The 16909-nt window shown below is 43.5% G+C and carries 11 protein-coding genes; 8 read left to right on the top strand and 3 right to left on the bottom strand.

Annotation, left to right across the window (positions count from 1 at the left end; translation table 11 throughout):
• The first annotated feature begins 84 nt into the window (after nt 1-84).
• The 6 genes from AB1Z56_RS13170 (at nt 85) to AB1Z56_RS13145 (ending at nt 9356) form a co-directional block, all read left to right on the top strand.
• Complete coding sequence (locus AB1Z56_RS13170; RefSeq protein ID WP_426792280.1) at nt 85-3066, top strand: SusC/RagA family TonB-linked outer membrane protein; 2982 nt, start codon at nt 85-87, stop codon at nt 3064-3066.
• A gap of 32 nt (nt 3067-3098) precedes the next feature.
• On the top strand, nt 3099-4664 hold the full coding sequence (locus tag AB1Z56_RS13165; protein WP_426792279.1) for a RagB/SusD family nutrient uptake outer membrane protein: 1566 nt from the start codon (nt 3099-3101) through the stop codon (nt 4662-4664).
• Between the two features lie 38 nt (nt 4665-4702).
• Nucleotides 4703-5755: a DUF5111 domain-containing protein gene (locus AB1Z56_RS13160; protein WP_426792278.1), complete on the top strand. Its 1053-nt coding sequence runs from the start codon at nt 4703-4705 to the stop codon at nt 5753-5755.
• 36 nt (nt 5756-5791) lie between these two features.
• Nucleotides 5792-6820, top strand: a complete 1029-nt coding sequence (locus AB1Z56_RS13155; protein ID WP_426792277.1) for a glycoside hydrolase family 53 protein — start codon at nt 5792-5794, stop codon at nt 6818-6820.
• A gap of 62 nt (nt 6821-6882) precedes the next feature.
• Nucleotides 6883-8793: a glycoside hydrolase family 2 TIM barrel-domain containing protein gene (locus AB1Z56_RS13150; protein WP_426792276.1), complete on the top strand. Its 1911-nt coding sequence runs from the start codon at nt 6883-6885 to the stop codon at nt 8791-8793.
• Entirely contained in the window at nt 8679-9356 is a 678-nt protein-coding gene (locus AB1Z56_RS13145) for a DUF4982 domain-containing protein (protein WP_426792392.1), read from the top strand. Before AB1Z56_RS13150 ends, AB1Z56_RS13145 begins: the two co-directional genes overlap by 115 nt.
• A gap of 259 nt (nt 9357-9615) precedes the next feature.
• Here AB1Z56_RS13145 and AB1Z56_RS13140 read toward each other — a convergent pair whose 3' ends face one another.
• The 3 genes from AB1Z56_RS13140 to AB1Z56_RS13130 form a co-directional block, all read right to left on the bottom strand.
• A complete protein-coding gene (locus AB1Z56_RS13140; protein WP_309362822.1) occupies nt 9616-10299 on the bottom strand; it encodes a hypothetical protein in 684 nt (227 codons plus the stop codon).
• A gap of 19 nt (nt 10300-10318) precedes the next feature.
• Nucleotides 10319-11128: a metallophosphoesterase family protein gene (locus AB1Z56_RS13135; RefSeq protein WP_309362824.1), complete on the bottom strand. Its 810-nt coding sequence runs from the start codon at nt 11126-11128 to the stop codon at nt 10319-10321.
• Between the two features lie 207 nt (nt 11129-11335).
• The gene (locus tag AB1Z56_RS13130; protein ID WP_309362826.1) at nt 11336-11926 is read right to left on the bottom strand and encodes an RNA polymerase sigma factor; all 591 of its coding nucleotides are present in this window, start codon (nt 11924-11926) and stop codon (nt 11336-11338) included.
• Nucleotides 11927-12200: 274 nt separating this feature from the next.
• Here AB1Z56_RS13130 and AB1Z56_RS13125 point away from each other — a divergent pair, with 274 nt between their 5' ends.
• Nucleotides 12201-13220 carry a FecR family protein gene (locus tag AB1Z56_RS13125; protein WP_309362828.1) on the top strand — a complete coding sequence of 340 codons (1020 nt, stop codon included), beginning with the start codon at nt 12201-12203 and terminating at the stop codon, nt 13218-13220.
• Between the two features lie 47 nt (nt 13221-13267).
• On the top strand, nt 13268-16900 hold the full coding sequence (locus AB1Z56_RS13120) for a SusC/RagA family TonB-linked outer membrane protein (RefSeq protein WP_426792275.1): 3633 nt from the start codon (nt 13268-13270) through the stop codon (nt 16898-16900).
• Nucleotides 16901-16909 lie beyond the last annotated feature (9 nt).

The following is a 16909-nucleotide window of genomic DNA, read 5'->3' as shown; positions in this document are numbered from 1 at the left end:
CGGGACTGATCAATAAGGTTGACAGGAGCGTAAAGAATAAAATAAAGGGAAAGAAAACAATTATAAACACATAAATCTAAAAAAATGAAGGGTTTTGCATTTAAAACAAGTTTATTGGGCTTGTCATTGCTATCCTGTCTTGGGGAAACGCAGCTATACGCAGCAACGAAAGGAGAGAGCAAGTGGATCAGGCCGATGCAACAACAGGATGTCCGTGGGGTCGTCCGCAATGAACAGGGGCAGGCGATGGCCGGTGTGACGGTGTTGGTGGCCGGAACAGCGGTGGGGACTTCCACCGCTAGCGATGGTTCGTACCGTATTTCATTGCCCAAAGGCAAATCCCAGCTCTCCTTCTCGATTGTTGGTTATAGCAGCCAAACCTTGACGGCACAGGGAACATCCTTGGATGTCAATATGGTGCCGGCGGGGAATGTATTGGAGGAGCTGGTGATCGTAGGATACGGAAGTACAACCAAAAAGGATCTCACGGGTGCCGTCAATACGGTGGGAAGTAAGGATTTTAATAGTGGACTGGTCGGGTCTCCTGAACAGCTGATCAATGGGAAAACGGCCGGCGTGCAGGTGATGTCTAACAGTGGTTCCCCTTCTTCCGGGAGTACTATACGTATTCGTGGGGGAGCCTCCTTAAGTGCCAGCAACGATCCACTGATTGTATTGGATGGGGTACCCTTGGAGACTGGCGGCATTAGCGGCAATAGCGGCAACTTTCTCAGTCTGATCAATCCCAATGATATTGAAAGCATGACGGTGCTCAAAGATGCATCGTCGACAGCCATATACGGATCGCGTGCATCCAATGGTGTATTGCTGATTACAACAAAGAAAGGGAAGGGGGATGATTTACGGTTATCCTTTTCATCCATTGTGTCTATGCAGCAGGCTATGGGCGTGGCTGATATGATGTCGCGCGATGAATTTGCGAATCTGATCAATAGCAAAGGAACTGCCGCGCAAAAAACACTGTTGGGAAATGCCTCAACAGACTGGTTGCATGAAGTTTTTCAGGATGCCATGGGGACGGATAACAACTTAAGTCTACAAGGAAAGATCGGTAAGAGCTTGCCTTTTCGTGCTTCCGTTGGCTACTATAATCAGCAGGGAACTTTGCGGACCGACAAAACGGAGCGCATGACGGGGGCATTGGTGCTAAATCCTACATTTTTTAATAAACATCTGACCGTGAACTTGAATGTTAAAGGTGCCCGCAACAACAACAGTTTTGCCAATACTGATGCGATATGGTCTGCTGTAGCTTTTAATCCGACGCAGCCAGTTTACTCTGGGGTAGATGCGTATGGGGGCTATTACGAGAGTCTGGACAATGCTGGTCTCCCGGCAACTGGCGCAAATCTCAACCCGCTAGGGCTGCTCCGTCAGGAAAAGCACCGTAGTACAGTCAATAGGGCTGTAGGTAACCTTGACCTTGATTATAAGTTCCATCTGCTGCCTGAATTAAAAGCGCACGTAACACTCGGTTATGACTATGCCAAAGGGAATGGATCTAATCTTATTCCGGCAAGTGCAGCCAATAATTTTACGATTGGAGGGGCTTTTGACCGTTATGAGCAGACGCTAAAAAATAAATTGTTTACAGGTTATCTAAATTATAACAAGTTCTTCTCAGAAATTAAAAGTACAATTGACGTGACTGCAGGGCACGATTATCAATATTGGAGTGCAGGACGCCCACCGATAGTGTATTATAATGAAGCTGGCGATGTACGTTCTACGGCGATTGCATCTGATGAACGCCATACGCTCATCTCTTGGTACGGCCGGATCAACTACAATTACGACAGCCGTTATTTATTGACAGCGACGGTCCGGAAAGATGGTACATCGCGATTCAGTCCCGAAAATCGCTGGGGAACGTTTCCTTCCGTCGCTCTGGCCTGGCGCCTTTCGCAGGAGTCTTTCATGAAAGGGATCGCTTTTCTGGATGATCTAAAGCTCCGCGCAAGTTACGGTATAACAGGGCAGCAGGAGGGCATAGGCAACTATGAATATTTGCCAGTCTACAATCTGGGAACAGCTTATGCGCAATACCGTTTTGGGGACCAGTATCATTTGGTGTACCGCCCATCGGTCTATAATCGGGATTTGCGCTGGGAAACAACCAAGGCATTTAATTACGGTTTGGACTTCGGACTGTGGAAAAATAGGGTATCAGGTGCAATTGAATATTACACAAGAAAAACACATGATCTATTGGCCAATGTCCCTGTGGCAGCAGGAACAAACTTTGACCAGAATGCAACCATTAACGTCGGAAATGTTGAAAGCAGTGGTTTCGAATTTCAATTGAATACTGTCCCTATCCAAAAAGATAACCTGCGTTGGGAAGTTAATATAAACGCCACCAATCAGCATACGAAAGTGACCAATATTGCATTGGTGCAGGATGCGAATGCTGTGGGAACTTATGTAGGACCGAATGTCAGTGGCCGCGGTATCCAGATCCTGACAACTGGCTATCAGCCTTACATGTTTTATGTATACAAACAGTTATACAACGAAGCTGGCAAACCCTTAGAAGGCGTATATGCGGATCTAAATGGTGATGGAGCAATCAATGAAAAAGACTTATACCGTTATCAGTCGCCGGCGGCCAAATGGCTGTTTGGATTCAATACACAGCTGACCTATAAAAAATGGACAGCGGCGACGACATTACGTGCAAATTTGGGGAATTATGTCTTCAATAATACAAAAATGAACCTCAGTGCTTGGGAGACAGTTCAATATGTGGACCCATCGATCAATAACTTACATCGGGATTACTTTAATACCGGATTTCAGACCAGACAGTATTACTCGGATTACTATGTCGAAAATGCTTCCTTCCTTCGAATGGAAAACCTGTCGCTGAACTATAATTTTGGTAAGGTAGGTAAGATCTCCAATTTACGCGTGGGTGCAGTCGTTCAGAATGTTTTTATTGTGAGCAAATATAGCGGTATGGACCCTGAAGTTCCGAGTGGATTCGACAGTTCGTTCTACCCACGATCAAGGACTTTCTCCTTGAGCCTCAACCTAGATTTTTAATGGTTACCTCAAAAAAGAAAACTTATATAGTGATGAAAAATATAAAAAGATATTGTTTTGGATTGTTGACTCTACTCGTGTTGCTGCAATCCTGTACCAAGGACTTAAACCAATATCCTACCGTGGAAACTACTTCGGAGTCGGTCTATACCTCGGTAGATGGTTACCGTTCGGTGCTTGCCAAACTGTATGCCTCATTTGCCGTTGCTGGCAATGGACGTGGTGATGCTGATCCGGATATGGCCGGCAGCACGGCTTCTTGGGGTTACCTCCGCGTGTACTTTAACCTGCAGGAAGTACCTACAGATGAAGTGATCTATACTTGGGCTGGAGGTGATAACATGACTGATATTCAGTATATGACTTGGGGAGCTTCCGATACATGGGTCAATGCAATGTATTACCGGATCTATTATACCGTAGCTATCTGTAACGAATTTCTGCGGAATACCACAGCAGAAAAGCTGGCGACCTTTAGCTCGGCCGAACAGGGGGAGATACTGGCATTTGCAGCCGAAGCGCGTTTTCTGCGAGCACTGGCTTATAGCCACGCCATGGACTTGTATGGAAATGTTCCTTTTGTAACGGAAAAGGATCCTGTAGCCGCGTTTTTTCCGCCACGGATGACGCGGAGTGATCTCTTTGCATTTATTGAAAAAGAACTGACGGAGGTCGCGTCGACCTTGCCTGATCCACGCCAAAATGAATATGGCCGGGTGAGCCGTGCGGCTGCTTGGTCGTTATTGGCCAAGAATTATCTGAACGCTCAGGTGTATACGGGTACAGCGCGTAATGCGGACTGTCTGAACTATGCTAAAAAAGTGATTGATGCTGGGTATTCCTTAAATACAAATTATAAGCAGGTATTTAATGCTGACAATGATAAACGGACCAATGAAATTATCTTTCCGATAGAAGCTGATGTAGCGCATACGACTACCTGGGGAGCGACAACTTATCTCGTCAACGGCCCTATTGTCGGGAGCATGAAATCGTCGGATTACGGCGTACTTTCTGGATGGAATAGCTTTCGTACACTTCGTGAATTTGTAGCCCTGTTTCAAGCAGAAGACAAAAGAGGTGATTTTTGGAAAAACGGACAGTCTTTAGATGTGGAAGATCCCTCTTCTTCAAGCCAGGGCTATGGGTTGGTTAAATTTACAAACTTGAAAGATGATGGCACCTATACAACAGACGAAGGTCTGGTAAGCACGGATTTTCCAATGATCCGCCTGGCCGATGTCTATCTGATGTATGCCGAGGCTATGCTGCGTGGTGGCGGTGGGAGTGTACAGGAAGCAATCACGTTGGTCAACAGTATCCGTCAGCGGGCCTACGGAAGTTCAGCAGGGGCTATCGACCAAGCACAGCTAACGCTCGATTTTATTCTTGCAGAACGCGGCCGCGAACTGTTTTGGGAGTGCACACGCCGTACAGACTTGATTCGATTTGGGAAATTTACCGGAAACGCTTACCTCTGGCAATGGAAGGGCGGTGAAATGAACGGCCGCGCTGTGGATGCTAAATTCAATTTGTATCCAATTCCAGCGACTGATATGAGCGCGAATCCGAATTTGATTCAAAACCCCGGTTACTAGTCTCGGATGATTTTATTAAATAAAGACAATGATTACATATGAAACAATTGACACTCTATATCTTGGTGCTGCTTTTAATTGCCTGTAAAAAGGAAGGTGGAGCACCGGCTGTCAGCGGGATAAAACCCGCTGTGCTGCACAGCAGTACAACGGAACTGGTCTTAAAATCTACAGAACGTAAAGCGGTGGCGCTGCAGCTTGTTTGGGATGAGGCGATTCTGGCAAGCGATGAGCCAATGGCACAGTCGGTCTTAAAAAATAAGATAGAAATAGCGGCAGACCCTTCTTTTTCTGTCATCGCCAAAAGTATTGAGCAGGTGGCAAGCTCGATCAGCTATACGCATGAACAACTGAATAGCCTCGTCACGGGGATGGGATTTGTTCCTGATGAAAAAAAGGTGTTTTATGTCCGAATTGCTTCGCGATTGGGAACCAATACAGACTGGCTCTACAGCAACGTGATTGCCCTGACTGTGACGGCTTACCAGCCTGTTGAGGATGCGGCCTATCTGTACCTTTCGAATAAAGAAATTACCCAATTCCCATGGAAACTGTGTTCGAGAAAAGAAGATGGTTTTTACGATGGTTTTGTACGCCTCGATCAGTGGTATAATTTCTATTTAACCAGTGAGGAGAGTACCAGTGCGTCGCTTATCTATGGTTCCTATCCCTTGGATGGCAGTCAATATATTCTGTATAGCGGTGCAGATCGCTGGAATTGCTGGACGAGTAAAGGGGGATATCTGTACCTGACAGCCGACGTTAATAAGTTGGCTTGGAAGGAGACTTCCGTGGAGTCGATGACGGTGACGGGCGATTTCAACGGCTGGAGTGCAACGGCAACACCAATGGTATATGACCAGACGGCAAAGGTTTGGAAAGCAACCATTACGACAGCGGCAGCCGAGCAATGGGGGATTAAAGTACTGATCAATGGCAGTTGGACTTGGTTTTTTGGAGCTGCGGAGGGTAGTGGAAACTGTAATTTATATACGGCAGATGGAAGTGGTTTTGCTTATGATAAGGTCGGTACGCATACATTGATCCTTGATCTAAGCGATCCAAAACAATTCAAATATCACGTGGAATAGGAAAGATAGGGACGATTCCTAAAATGAAATAATCGGATGAAAAAAATAAAAATAGGGAAAATATTAGGCTTGTTAAGCCTGTGTTTGATGCTGTCCAGCTGCAGCAATAAAGATAACCTTGAAGTAGCTACACCTACGCCGCATTTGGCAAAAGGTGCAGATGTGAGTTGGATTACCGAAATGGAAGCCTCCGGTGTGCAATTTTTTAATGCAGGGGGTAATGCGGTGGACGGACTGAAATTATTGCGTGGATTGGGGATGGATGCGGTACGTTTGCGTGTTTGGGTAGATCCCGAACGAGGATGGTGCAACAAGAATGACGTACTGGTCAAAGCACGTCGGGCGCATCACTTGGGTATGCGCATCATGGTAGATTTTCATTATAGTGATACTTGGGCCGATCCAGGGCAGCAGACAAAGCCTGCTGCTTGGAAAGGATTGGCATTTGATGGCTTAAAGAAGGCGGTAAGTGACCATACAACAGACGTCCTGCAATTGCTAAAAGATAACGGCATCTCACCGGAATGGGTACAGGTAGGCAATGAAACGGGCAACGGAATGCTTTGGGAAGATGGAAAAGCCTCGGTTAGCATGGCTAATTATGCAGCGTTGAATAATGCCGGCTATGATGCGGTGAAAGCGATTTTTCCGGCAGCAAAAGTGATTATACATCTCCACAATGGATTTGACAATAATTTGTTCCGCTGGATGTTTGATGGTCTGAAAAATAATGGCGGAAAATGGGATGTGATTGGCATGTCGCTTTATCCGACCCGAGAAAACTGGCAAGAACGGAATGCAGCATGTGTCAGCAACATCAAAGATATGATCGCCCGGTACAATTCAGAAGTCATGATCTGCGAAGTGGGGATGAGCTGGGATGAAGCGGATATTGCCGAAATATGGCTCAAGGATCTTTTTAGCTTAGTCAATGCCGTGCCTGATCAGAAGGTGCTGGGTATATTCTATTGGGAGCCTTTGGCTTATGGAGGCTGGAATGGTTATACCTTAGGAGCATTTGATAATAATGGACGCCCGACAAAAGTATTAAATGCTTTTAAATAAAGTATATATGTTGTTGCTGAATGAGGCTGAAATTGAACTGTAGACTATAAATACACGAATTGATGATGAGATTACTTGGTACGTTTTGCTTTCTGTTTTTTTTATTCCTATTTGTTCCGGTCAATTTAAATGGACAGTCCGGACGCCAATCCTTCCTGCTGGAGAAAAACTGGCGCTTTTTTCAGGGTGAAGTTCCACAGGGGGAATCGATGACATTGGACGATAAGACTTGGGAAAAGGTTAGTATACCGCACGATTGGGCTATTTTTGGACCTTTTGACCGAACTCATGATCTGCAGGATGTCGCCGTGACACAAAATGGAGAGAAAAAATCGACCGTAAAAACGGGCCGGACTGGTGGTTTGCCTTATGTAGGTGTGGGCTGGTATCGGACCAGCTTTGATGTGCCGCAATTCGAGTCCTCTAACAAACGCGTGGAACTCAAATTTGATGGCGCAATGAGCGAGGCTCGGGTCTATGTGAATGGAAAGGAAGCTTGCTTTTGGCCTTACGGCTATAATGCTTTTCATTGCGATGTGACTGAACTGCTGCATAGAGATGGTAGGAACAACAGGGTTGCTGTCCGCTTGGAAAATAAAGCGCAATCATCGCGTTGGTATCCTGGTGCAGGACTTTATCGGAATGTGCATGTCATTGTTACGGATAAGATCCATGTACCTGTGTGGGGGACCTATATCACGACGCCTTTTGTGTCGGATAGCATAGCTTCCATTAAGCTTGAAACCAGTTTGAAGAATGCTGACGGCAAGTTGGTACGTATGGTAACTGCGATTTTGGATGCAGCGGGGCATGTGGTAGCGCATAAAGAAAATCAGCAGAAAATAAACTATGGTAAGCCTTTCGTACAAAATTTTGAGGTGATAAAACCTGCCCTGTGGAGTCCGGAGACGCCGAATCTGTATAAAGCGTCTACGCAAGTATTTGTCGACGGCAAGCTGACGGACCGTTTTGAAACCCGTTTTGGCAATCGAGAGGTACGTATTATTGCTGATCGGGGATTTATGTTAAATGGAAAGATCCGAAAGTTTCAGGGCGTATGCAATCATCATGATCTGGGGCCATTGGGGGCGGCAATTAATGTCTCGGCCCTGCGCTATCAATTGCAGCTGCTCAAAGATATGGGCTGTGATGCAATTCGGACTGCCCACAATATGCCGGCTCCAGAATTGGTCGCCCTATGTGACGAATTGGGCTTGATGATGATGATTGAGCCTTTTGACGAATGGGATATTGCTAAATGTAAAAATGGATACCATCGGTTTTTCGCGGACTGGGCCGAACGCGATATGGTCAATATGATTCATCATTTTAGGAATAACCCTTCAGTGGTGATGTGGAGCATTGGAAATGAAGTGCCTACGCAATGTAGTGCCGAAGGATATAAAGTGGCTTCATTTTTACAGAATATCTGCCATCGGGAAGATCCTTCTAGGCCTGTGACCTGCGGCATGGACCAGGTAAGCTGTGTGCTAGAAAACGGTTTTGCGAGTTTATTGGATGTTCCTGGGCTCAATTATCGCACGCACCGTTATGAGGAGGCATATGCCAAATTGCCGCAAAATCTGGTTCTAGGTTCGGAAACAGCATCCACGGTGAGCTCCAGGGGTGTATATAAATTTCCCGTGGTAAAAAAAGGTGATATGCTGTATCCAGATCATCAGTCATCGTCTTATGATATGGAATATTGCTCTTGGTCCAACCTGCGGATGAGGATTTTGCATTGGCAGAAGACCATCATTGGACGATGGGACAATTTGTCTGGACTGGATTTGATTATCTTGGTGAACCCTCTCCATATGATACGGATGCCTGGCCCAACCATAGTTCCATGTTTGGTATTATTGATCTGGCAAGTATTCCCAAAGATCGTTATTACCTATACCGAAGTTTATGGAATAAAAATGAACATACGCTGCACATTCTCCCACATTGGACATGGCCGGACCGTGTAGGACAGCAGACACCTGTTTTCGTATATACGGACTATCCGAGTGCAGAACTTTTTATAAACGGCAAGAGTCAGGGGATACAACGTAAAACTAAGAATTCATTGCAGGAACGTTATCGCCTGATGTGGATGAATACGCTTTACGAACCCGGAGAGGTCAAAGTTGTCGCTTACGATGAATCTGGAAAGCCGGCGGCCGAAAAAATTGTCCGGACGGCAGGTAAACCTTTCCAGATTAAAATGGATGCAATGCATGATTCCATTGCTGCTGATGGACGCACATTGGCTTATATCCGTGTCAAAGCAGTTGATAAAGCGGGGAACCTCTGCCCGCATGCAGATGGATTGGTCCAATTTGAAGTAGGAGGAGCCGGTACATTCAGAGCCCTGGCCAACGGAGACCCGACCAATCTGGAAGCTTTTCAAAAGCCCCAGATGCATTTGTTCAATGGACAGCTTACCTTGATTGTGCAGTCAGATGAAAAATCGGGAAAGATTCGGATACGGGCAAAGAGCAAAGATTTAAAAGAGGACGTATTGACTATTCAGACGGTTTTGGCACCTTAAATGGCCGCCTTTCATTTGTCATTAATTGGATGACCATCTTTGCCTGTTAGGTATTTGTTGGGAGCAAACGCACTAAAAATACAGGTGTTTTCAGTGGTTATCGGGACGGACGGACCCGATCTTCGCCCGGCGAACAAATATTAAATTCTTAAAACGTTTTGGCGCTGTACTTGGTTCTGATAATACCTTAAGCAAGTTAGTGAGTTGATTGTATTTAGCAGAAAGGCTAGACCGTATTCGGTCTAGCCTTTTTTGTGTACTATTTTCGCCTAATCTGTAGTTTGATACCTAAAGCGAGTCCAATGTAATCATCAAATTTAAGATATTTGTTCTGCACGCCGCTAATTAGGTAAAGGTCGCTGGTATGGAGATCATAATAAAACTTTATTCCTTCAAAATAGGAACTGCTGGATTTAATTTTATAGCTGAAGTCCTGACCCGCAAAAATATTAATGCGCAGCCGGGTTGAAAACCGATAGTAACTATTTGGATATTTGTCAGGTTCCTTATACCAAAACTGTTTTCCCAATGTCGTATTGAGATAAGCGCCGGTACGAAGGGGATGATAGGTCAGCTGTTTATTGAGTCTAATCTCCCAAGGTGTATACGATTGACGTAGCGTTAAGGTAAGTTTAGGACGGTCGGTATCGTATTTCGGCACGTATCCAACCAAAAAGTCTGTCGACCACTGTTTGCTCCGGCCATAATCCCAGCCTGCTCCTGTGGATAGTAGTCCAATGGAGCCTGCATATTGAACCATATAACTTGATGGAACTAGGCTAAAAGCTGTTCGTTTTAGCTCTTTGGTTCTGATGCTTTCTGTGTTGATATTCTTCACTTTTAGCGTGTCTACTTTGATGCTGCCCGGAATTTCTTGCAGGGGATGTTGGAGTTGGGAAGCTTCAACCATATAGCTAGCTGAAAAAAACAGCGAAATAAGCATAAATGGTCGTGTTTTTGATTTAGTAGGAAACAAGTTCATGGGTATAGCGGTCCTTTGTGATTGTAAAAATTAGAAATTGACGTTTACCGATATTTGGAGTACCATAATAGATGATACCATCTTTAAATATATCTTCTTCTTGATAGATGTGATCATGGCCGTTGGTACAGTAAAGGAGCTTCGGGAATTGTTTTATACTATACTGGAAGACGGAGGCTACATTATTATTGAACTGATCAGAAGTAGGTCTGGCATGCATGACCACAACTGTTTGGTTAAAATGTGCAGTATCTTGCAGGCGCTCATGCGCTATAAATGAAAAGTCCGGAACGGGATTGGAGTAGTCAGATTCTAATGCATTGGTATTTAAACATAAAAATTTTGTTTTGCCCGCAATAAAACTATAATTGGGCGTACCAAATACTTGTTCAAAGATCTCTTCACCATTGGCGAGACAATCGTGATTTCCCAAAAGAGCAACATAAGGTTGTTTCAGTTTTTCTAGGATATCACGTTGCCATAAAAATTCTTTGGTAAGACCGAAATCGCTGATGTCGCCGCCGTGTATAATGAAATCGATATCATTTCTTTTGTTGACTATTTTTACAAAATCGTCAAGTTCGTCATGCCATCGTTGTGAATCACTGATGAACGCGTATCGAATTGTATCCCGATTAGCATAGTCATGTTCTATCTTAATCATATTATCTGCATTGATATGTTTTCTTCCATCGATTTTACCAGAATAAGGATGAACATCAAACATGTTGCAGCCATGGATTAGGAGCGAGAAGGTAGTTAGGGCGAGAAATTTATAAAGCTTCTTCATTTGAATTCTTTTATTGACTTTTTGAATCCAAAGGTAAGTTTTAACGATTTGATTTGTGATTTAACCTCTCGTTTTTAAAGTTTATTATTACTCAGAAATGATATTAAAGAGATTTAGAGGGCGATCGGGCTCCTTTTTATGACGATTTTATCGTTTAATAAATAGGGCTGGAAACAGAATTGGACAAATAACAATGGGGGCTATTTTTTATGAATATAAAAATTTGATCATGTAGAGCAGAACGAGCAGATGCTGTTTTGGCATTCCCATAATATCTTTTAGTGTAGAAATGGCACGGTTATTCAATTTGTACAAGCTTTTAATAGATATGTTGGTCAGTACACTGATTTCTTCATAGCTCAGTTCTTCGAAATAGCGGAGAAAGATAACTTCTTTCTGCTTACCGGTCAATTGTTCTAAAGCCTGTATGAGCCTGATGGCATTGCCGCGCTGTTCTTCAGCCGCTATGTAAGTAGATTCGACATCATAGGTGAGCTGAAAATCATCATTTTCACCAAAAGAGGATAACCTGCCATCCCGGAGCTGTGCATTTAGCAGACTATTTTTCAAGGCAACAAGCAGGTAGTGTTTGGGGTTTGAAATGGCTTTGAGCCTGTCGCGGTTTTCCCAAAATCTGATAAATATATCTTGTATGGAGTCTCTGACATAGTCTTCATCTTTTACGCGCCGCATGCCGTATTCATATAGACTGGGTAATAGCGCACGATAGATCTGTTCAAAAGCTTGTTGGTCGCCTTCGATAAATTTGTCCCAGTACAGATCTATGGTATTGTTCATCACAGAATTTACGCCATTAAAAGAAAAAGATTATTTGCTTATCCAAAAATAGTAAAGATTTAATAACATTAATCAAACCCGCATTTTAAAATATAATGTTAATCAGCGAAGGAAGCTTTTTGTGCTAAAAATAAAAAATCTGATCAATTATTTGCGTGCTAAATTATGAATTTGGCAAACATTTGAAACAGCTTTTATTTTTTTTAAAAAAAAATTGAATTGCGTGGGATAAAATTTAATCTCTGTTTGTCCTGTAATTAACAAAGGCATGATAATGGAGAAATATACAACTTATAGCACGCAGGATTTTTTGAACGATATGGATTTTGTCCGATTTGCCAAAAATCCGGATCAAGTGGGGGCTGGTCACTGGATCGTGTGGCGAGCTGCAAACCCAGTAAATGCAGCTGCCTATGACGAGGCCTTGGCTTATCTCCATGCGCTGTTTGGTATCTCGAGAATAAAGCCCGATCTCACATTCACGGACAACCTCTTCCGGGATATTAAAATAGGCATAAGCCACAACAGGAAGAAAAGAAAAAGTAACATGATCCGGATGTGGGCAGCTATTGCCGGAGCGGCTGCAATGGCAGTTTTTGTGACAGCAGCCTGGTATTATCAATCCATGATCGTAATACAGACGGGAAGCGGGATGCTGAAAACAGTGATGCTACCCGATAGCAGTACGGTGCAGCTGAATGCTAATTCTTCTGTGGCCTATCGCCGTGCCTGGAACTGGTTATCTAAAAGGGAAGTATATACTACTGGGGAGGCACTTTTAACTGTCAGGCACCTAAACAGAGATTCATCCGATATCCGACAAGGTGAAAGGTTTATAGCCTACACAGGTAACCTTGCAGTGGAGGTACTCGGAACCAAGTTTAATCTAAAAAATAGAGACAATAATGTTACGGTGTCGCTTTTGGAAGGCCGTATAGCACTGCGCCACCTCAAACATATGGGAGAAACAAAGACGCTAATGCCGGGTGATGTTGTGATAGATGGAGCTCAGGGTTTCCGCAGACTGAGTACCGATGAAAGGATCCTGAAACAGAAGGTGGCATGGACCGAAAAGGCCCTTGTTGGTGAAAATCTGTCGGTAGCTGATCTGATCAACGAATTTCGTTATGTCTATGGAAAAGAAATCGTCGTAAGCGACACTTCGCTTTTAAATCGGAAAATTGATGGCCGCATCTCATTAAATTCTCAGGAAAGCATTATTTATTCAATCGCCAATATTTTACAGGCTAATATCCGGATGGAAAAAGATACCATCTACCTAGACCCCAAATAAGAAAAACAGCAACAAACTAATACAATATACATCTAACCTAACGAAAAATGAAAATTACTGAAAACAGGTGGCAACCGATCAGGAGCTTGTTGATGGTTCCGGTTACTTCGCTGCTTTTTACTGTCGGCCAGCAGGCCTATGGGCAGCAAAAACAACCGCTTACGCAGGCAATCAAACAGATCGAACAACGCTTCAATGCCAATTTGAGTTATGAGCATAATCTGTTAAATGGAAAATTTGTAGATCCTGAATTGCTGAAAGGAAACCGCTTGGAAGAGGTGCTGAAAAAAGTGCTCTATCCTAATCAGCTGATATTTCTTTATGTGGATGAAAGATCCTATTCGATTGTACGCCGTCAGGAAACAAATAGCCAAAACCCACAGCGCTTTTCAGAGACGGCACAAAAGGGAAATGACGCAATCGAACGTATTTCGGGCATGGTGCGGTCGGGGAGCGGAAAGCCTATCCCGTTTGCAAGTATCTGGGTAAAAGATACACGCAAGGGGGGGAAAGTTGATGAGAATGGCCGCTTTATGCTATATGATTTAAAACCCTCGGATGAACTTGTATTTACAGCGGTAGGTTATAAAAGTACCACTATCGCTGCTGGAAACCGGGAGTCCATGACGGTGGTCATGGAGGCAGAGGAAAATATGCTTGAAGAGGTTGTTATCTCAACGGGATACCAGAAAATTTCAAAAGAAAGAGCTACAGGAGCGGCAACGGTCATTACATCAAAAGAATTGGAAAAAAGTGCGTCGCCCAATTTGATCAATCGAATGGAAGGACTAGCTCCCGGCCTACAGGTTTCCATTGGTTCAGGCGATCGCAGCTTTACCTACAACAACAATCAAATGGGGATTTATTCCAGTACGCGGACAATCGGTCAAAACGATTATAATCTTACTGTCCGTGGAGTCGGATCCATTGATTCGGATACTGAAAAATCGCCTTTAATTGTTATTGATGGCGCTATTTCGAATATTGACCTGGCCATGCTCAACCCCAATGATGTCGATAATATTACTATTTTGAAAGATGCCGCTGCTGCTTCAATCTATGGTGTTCGTGCGGCCAATGGTGTCATCGTAGTAACAACCAAAAAGGGCTCAAAGACCGGTGTCCCACGAATTAATTTTTCATTTAATACCGCGTTCTCCGGAAAGCCTGATCTAAACTACCTCCGTACAATGAATAGTGCGCAGATGATTGATTATCAAGAGGAACTCGTCGCTAAAAATATACTGAATTCAAATAATATCGCCTCCAATTTATATGCGTATGCTTCAAGTTACTATCCGGGTGATGTAGCTGCGGCTGCAATCCGTTTGAAGATGGGGCAAATAAGCCAGGCGGATTACGACGCGATTGTGAAACCTATGGCACAAATTGACAACAGAGCCCAGATTCAGCAATACTTGCTTCGACCGATGAACAATCAGCAGTATAACCTTTCCATCAGCAATGGTACTGAAAACAACAATTATTTTTATTCGGCTTCCTATGCCAATGAAAATCCATTTACGAAAGGTGAGAATGGAAAACGCTTTACATTTAACTTAAATAATAACTGGAAAATATTCAAAATTGCGACACTTTCAACAAGCGTCCGTGGAACATTTTTTAGAAATAGCAAGAATGGAATTGATCTTGCACAATTATATGATTCAAATAGTGCTACATTATTGCCTTATCAGCTGCTGGCCGATGAGCAAGGAAATGGCCTATATTATGATCGGGTAAACCCCGGATTCACCCAGACTTTAGGTCCTGTATATAAGGATTGGCGTTACAACTATCTGCAAGAAATGCAGCTTGCTGATAACCTGCAAAAAGATAATAATTATTCAGCTGTAATCAATTTGGAGGTACCGTTATACAAAGGATTAAAAGGATCGGTAAGCTATGCCAACGAACGTTCATTCGGTGAGAATAGAGTGTACAGTGATGAAAATTCGTACAAAAATCGATTGTTATTAAATCAATTTACACCTATAGGTGCGAGTGCCAATACGATCGGCATAAACAAAGGTGGAATTTATAATATTATCAACAGCAGCATCAATAATTATACCGTGCGTGGTCAGCTGAACTATGATGCAACTTTTGCTCAAAAACATGAGATTACAGCCATCGCCGGTTCAGAAATAAGACAGACTCAGTCGGGGCAAGGGGCCAAAACATTGTATGGCTACAACCCACAGACGGGTTTTAATACCGATGTGGCCTATACGCAAAATGGTTATAATACCATTATGGGGTATCTCGCGGGACTAAGTGGCGGGCCAACCCAGGCGGATAGAACAAGACGTTTCCTTTCTTATTTTTCGAATGCTGCCTATACTTTAAATGGTAAATATACGGTTTCGGGGAGTGTACGCTATGACGATTACAATAACTTTGGATTAGACCGCAGTTTCCGTGCGACACCTCTGTGGTCTTCGGGTTTGAAATGGAATATAGCCAAAGAAAGTTTTATGCAGCAGTTCAGCTGGTTAAACCAGCTTGGGCTGCGTGCTACTTACGGGGTGAATGGCAATATCACACAGGATGTCAGGCCATTTACCTACATTTCTTTTGATAATGCCTCATTTAATCCGACAGGCCAACCTTCGGCAAGTATAATCGCTATTGCGAATCCGCAGTTACGTTGGGAAAAAACCTATGTAACCAATTTAGGCCTTGACTTTGGCCTCTTGGACAATCGCCTTATCGGTACGCTGGATTACTACCGCAAGAATGGCAAAGATTTGCTATATAGCTTCCCAATTGCGGCTCCATATGTAGGTACGATTGGTTCTGGATCGCTAAAAAGAAATACGGCTTCCATGGCAGGAAGAGGTTTTGATCTGGGATTGACGGGCACGTTCATAAGAAATACAGACTGGAATCTGGATGCAACGCTGAATTTCTCTTATAATAACAATAAAATTACTGACAATAGGTTTGATCCAAAAGATATTTCGGCCTTTACGTATTCGTATAGTCCAATTGGCATTAGCTATCTGGAGGGGTATCCAAGTGACAAAATATTTGTTTTTCGTCATGCGGGCTTAGATGAAAAAGGTCTCACGCAGATTTATAACAAAAATAATGAGATTGTACCGGTGACCAAAACCTTAAATGGAGTAGAAGATCTGGAATATGCCGGACGCAGGACCGCCCCATATTTTGGCTCATTCCGGACTAACTTACGCTACAAACAATGGTCAGTTTATGCGCTCATATCTTATCAGTTTGGCAATGTTTTTATGAAACCTAGTATTGAATCCTACATGGCTCCAAGCCGTGGACTGACGATACCTAAATTTGATCTGAGTGCGGATATAGCGAATAGATGGCGACAGTCAGGTGACGAGGCGTTTACAAATGTCCCGGCATTAACAGCTGATATCTATAGCTCGTACAGTTTGCAAAGGTATCAGTATTCAGATATCAATGTATTGAAGGGAGACTATATTCGTCTTAGAGAAATCTCGCTGAGTTATGGATTGCCCAAAAGTATTCTAAATAGACTGAAAGTGGAAAGTGTGCAGCTGGCGGGGTCTGTACGCAATCTAGGACTGATCTGGACAGCAAACAAAGAAGGATATGATCCCGACTTTGCCAATTTGGTCGGAAACACGACAAATCTGCGTCCAGTACCTTCTTATAACTTTTCCATTAATGTAAGCTTTTAAAACTGATTG

Source organism: Sphingobacterium sp. WOUb80, assembly GCF_050058145.1.
Taxonomy (GTDB): Bacteria; Bacteroidota; Bacteroidia; order Sphingobacteriales; family Sphingobacteriaceae; genus Sphingobacterium.
The sequence above is the reverse complement of the archived record's forward strand: the minus strand, read 5'-3'. Positions and strand labels throughout refer to the sequence as shown.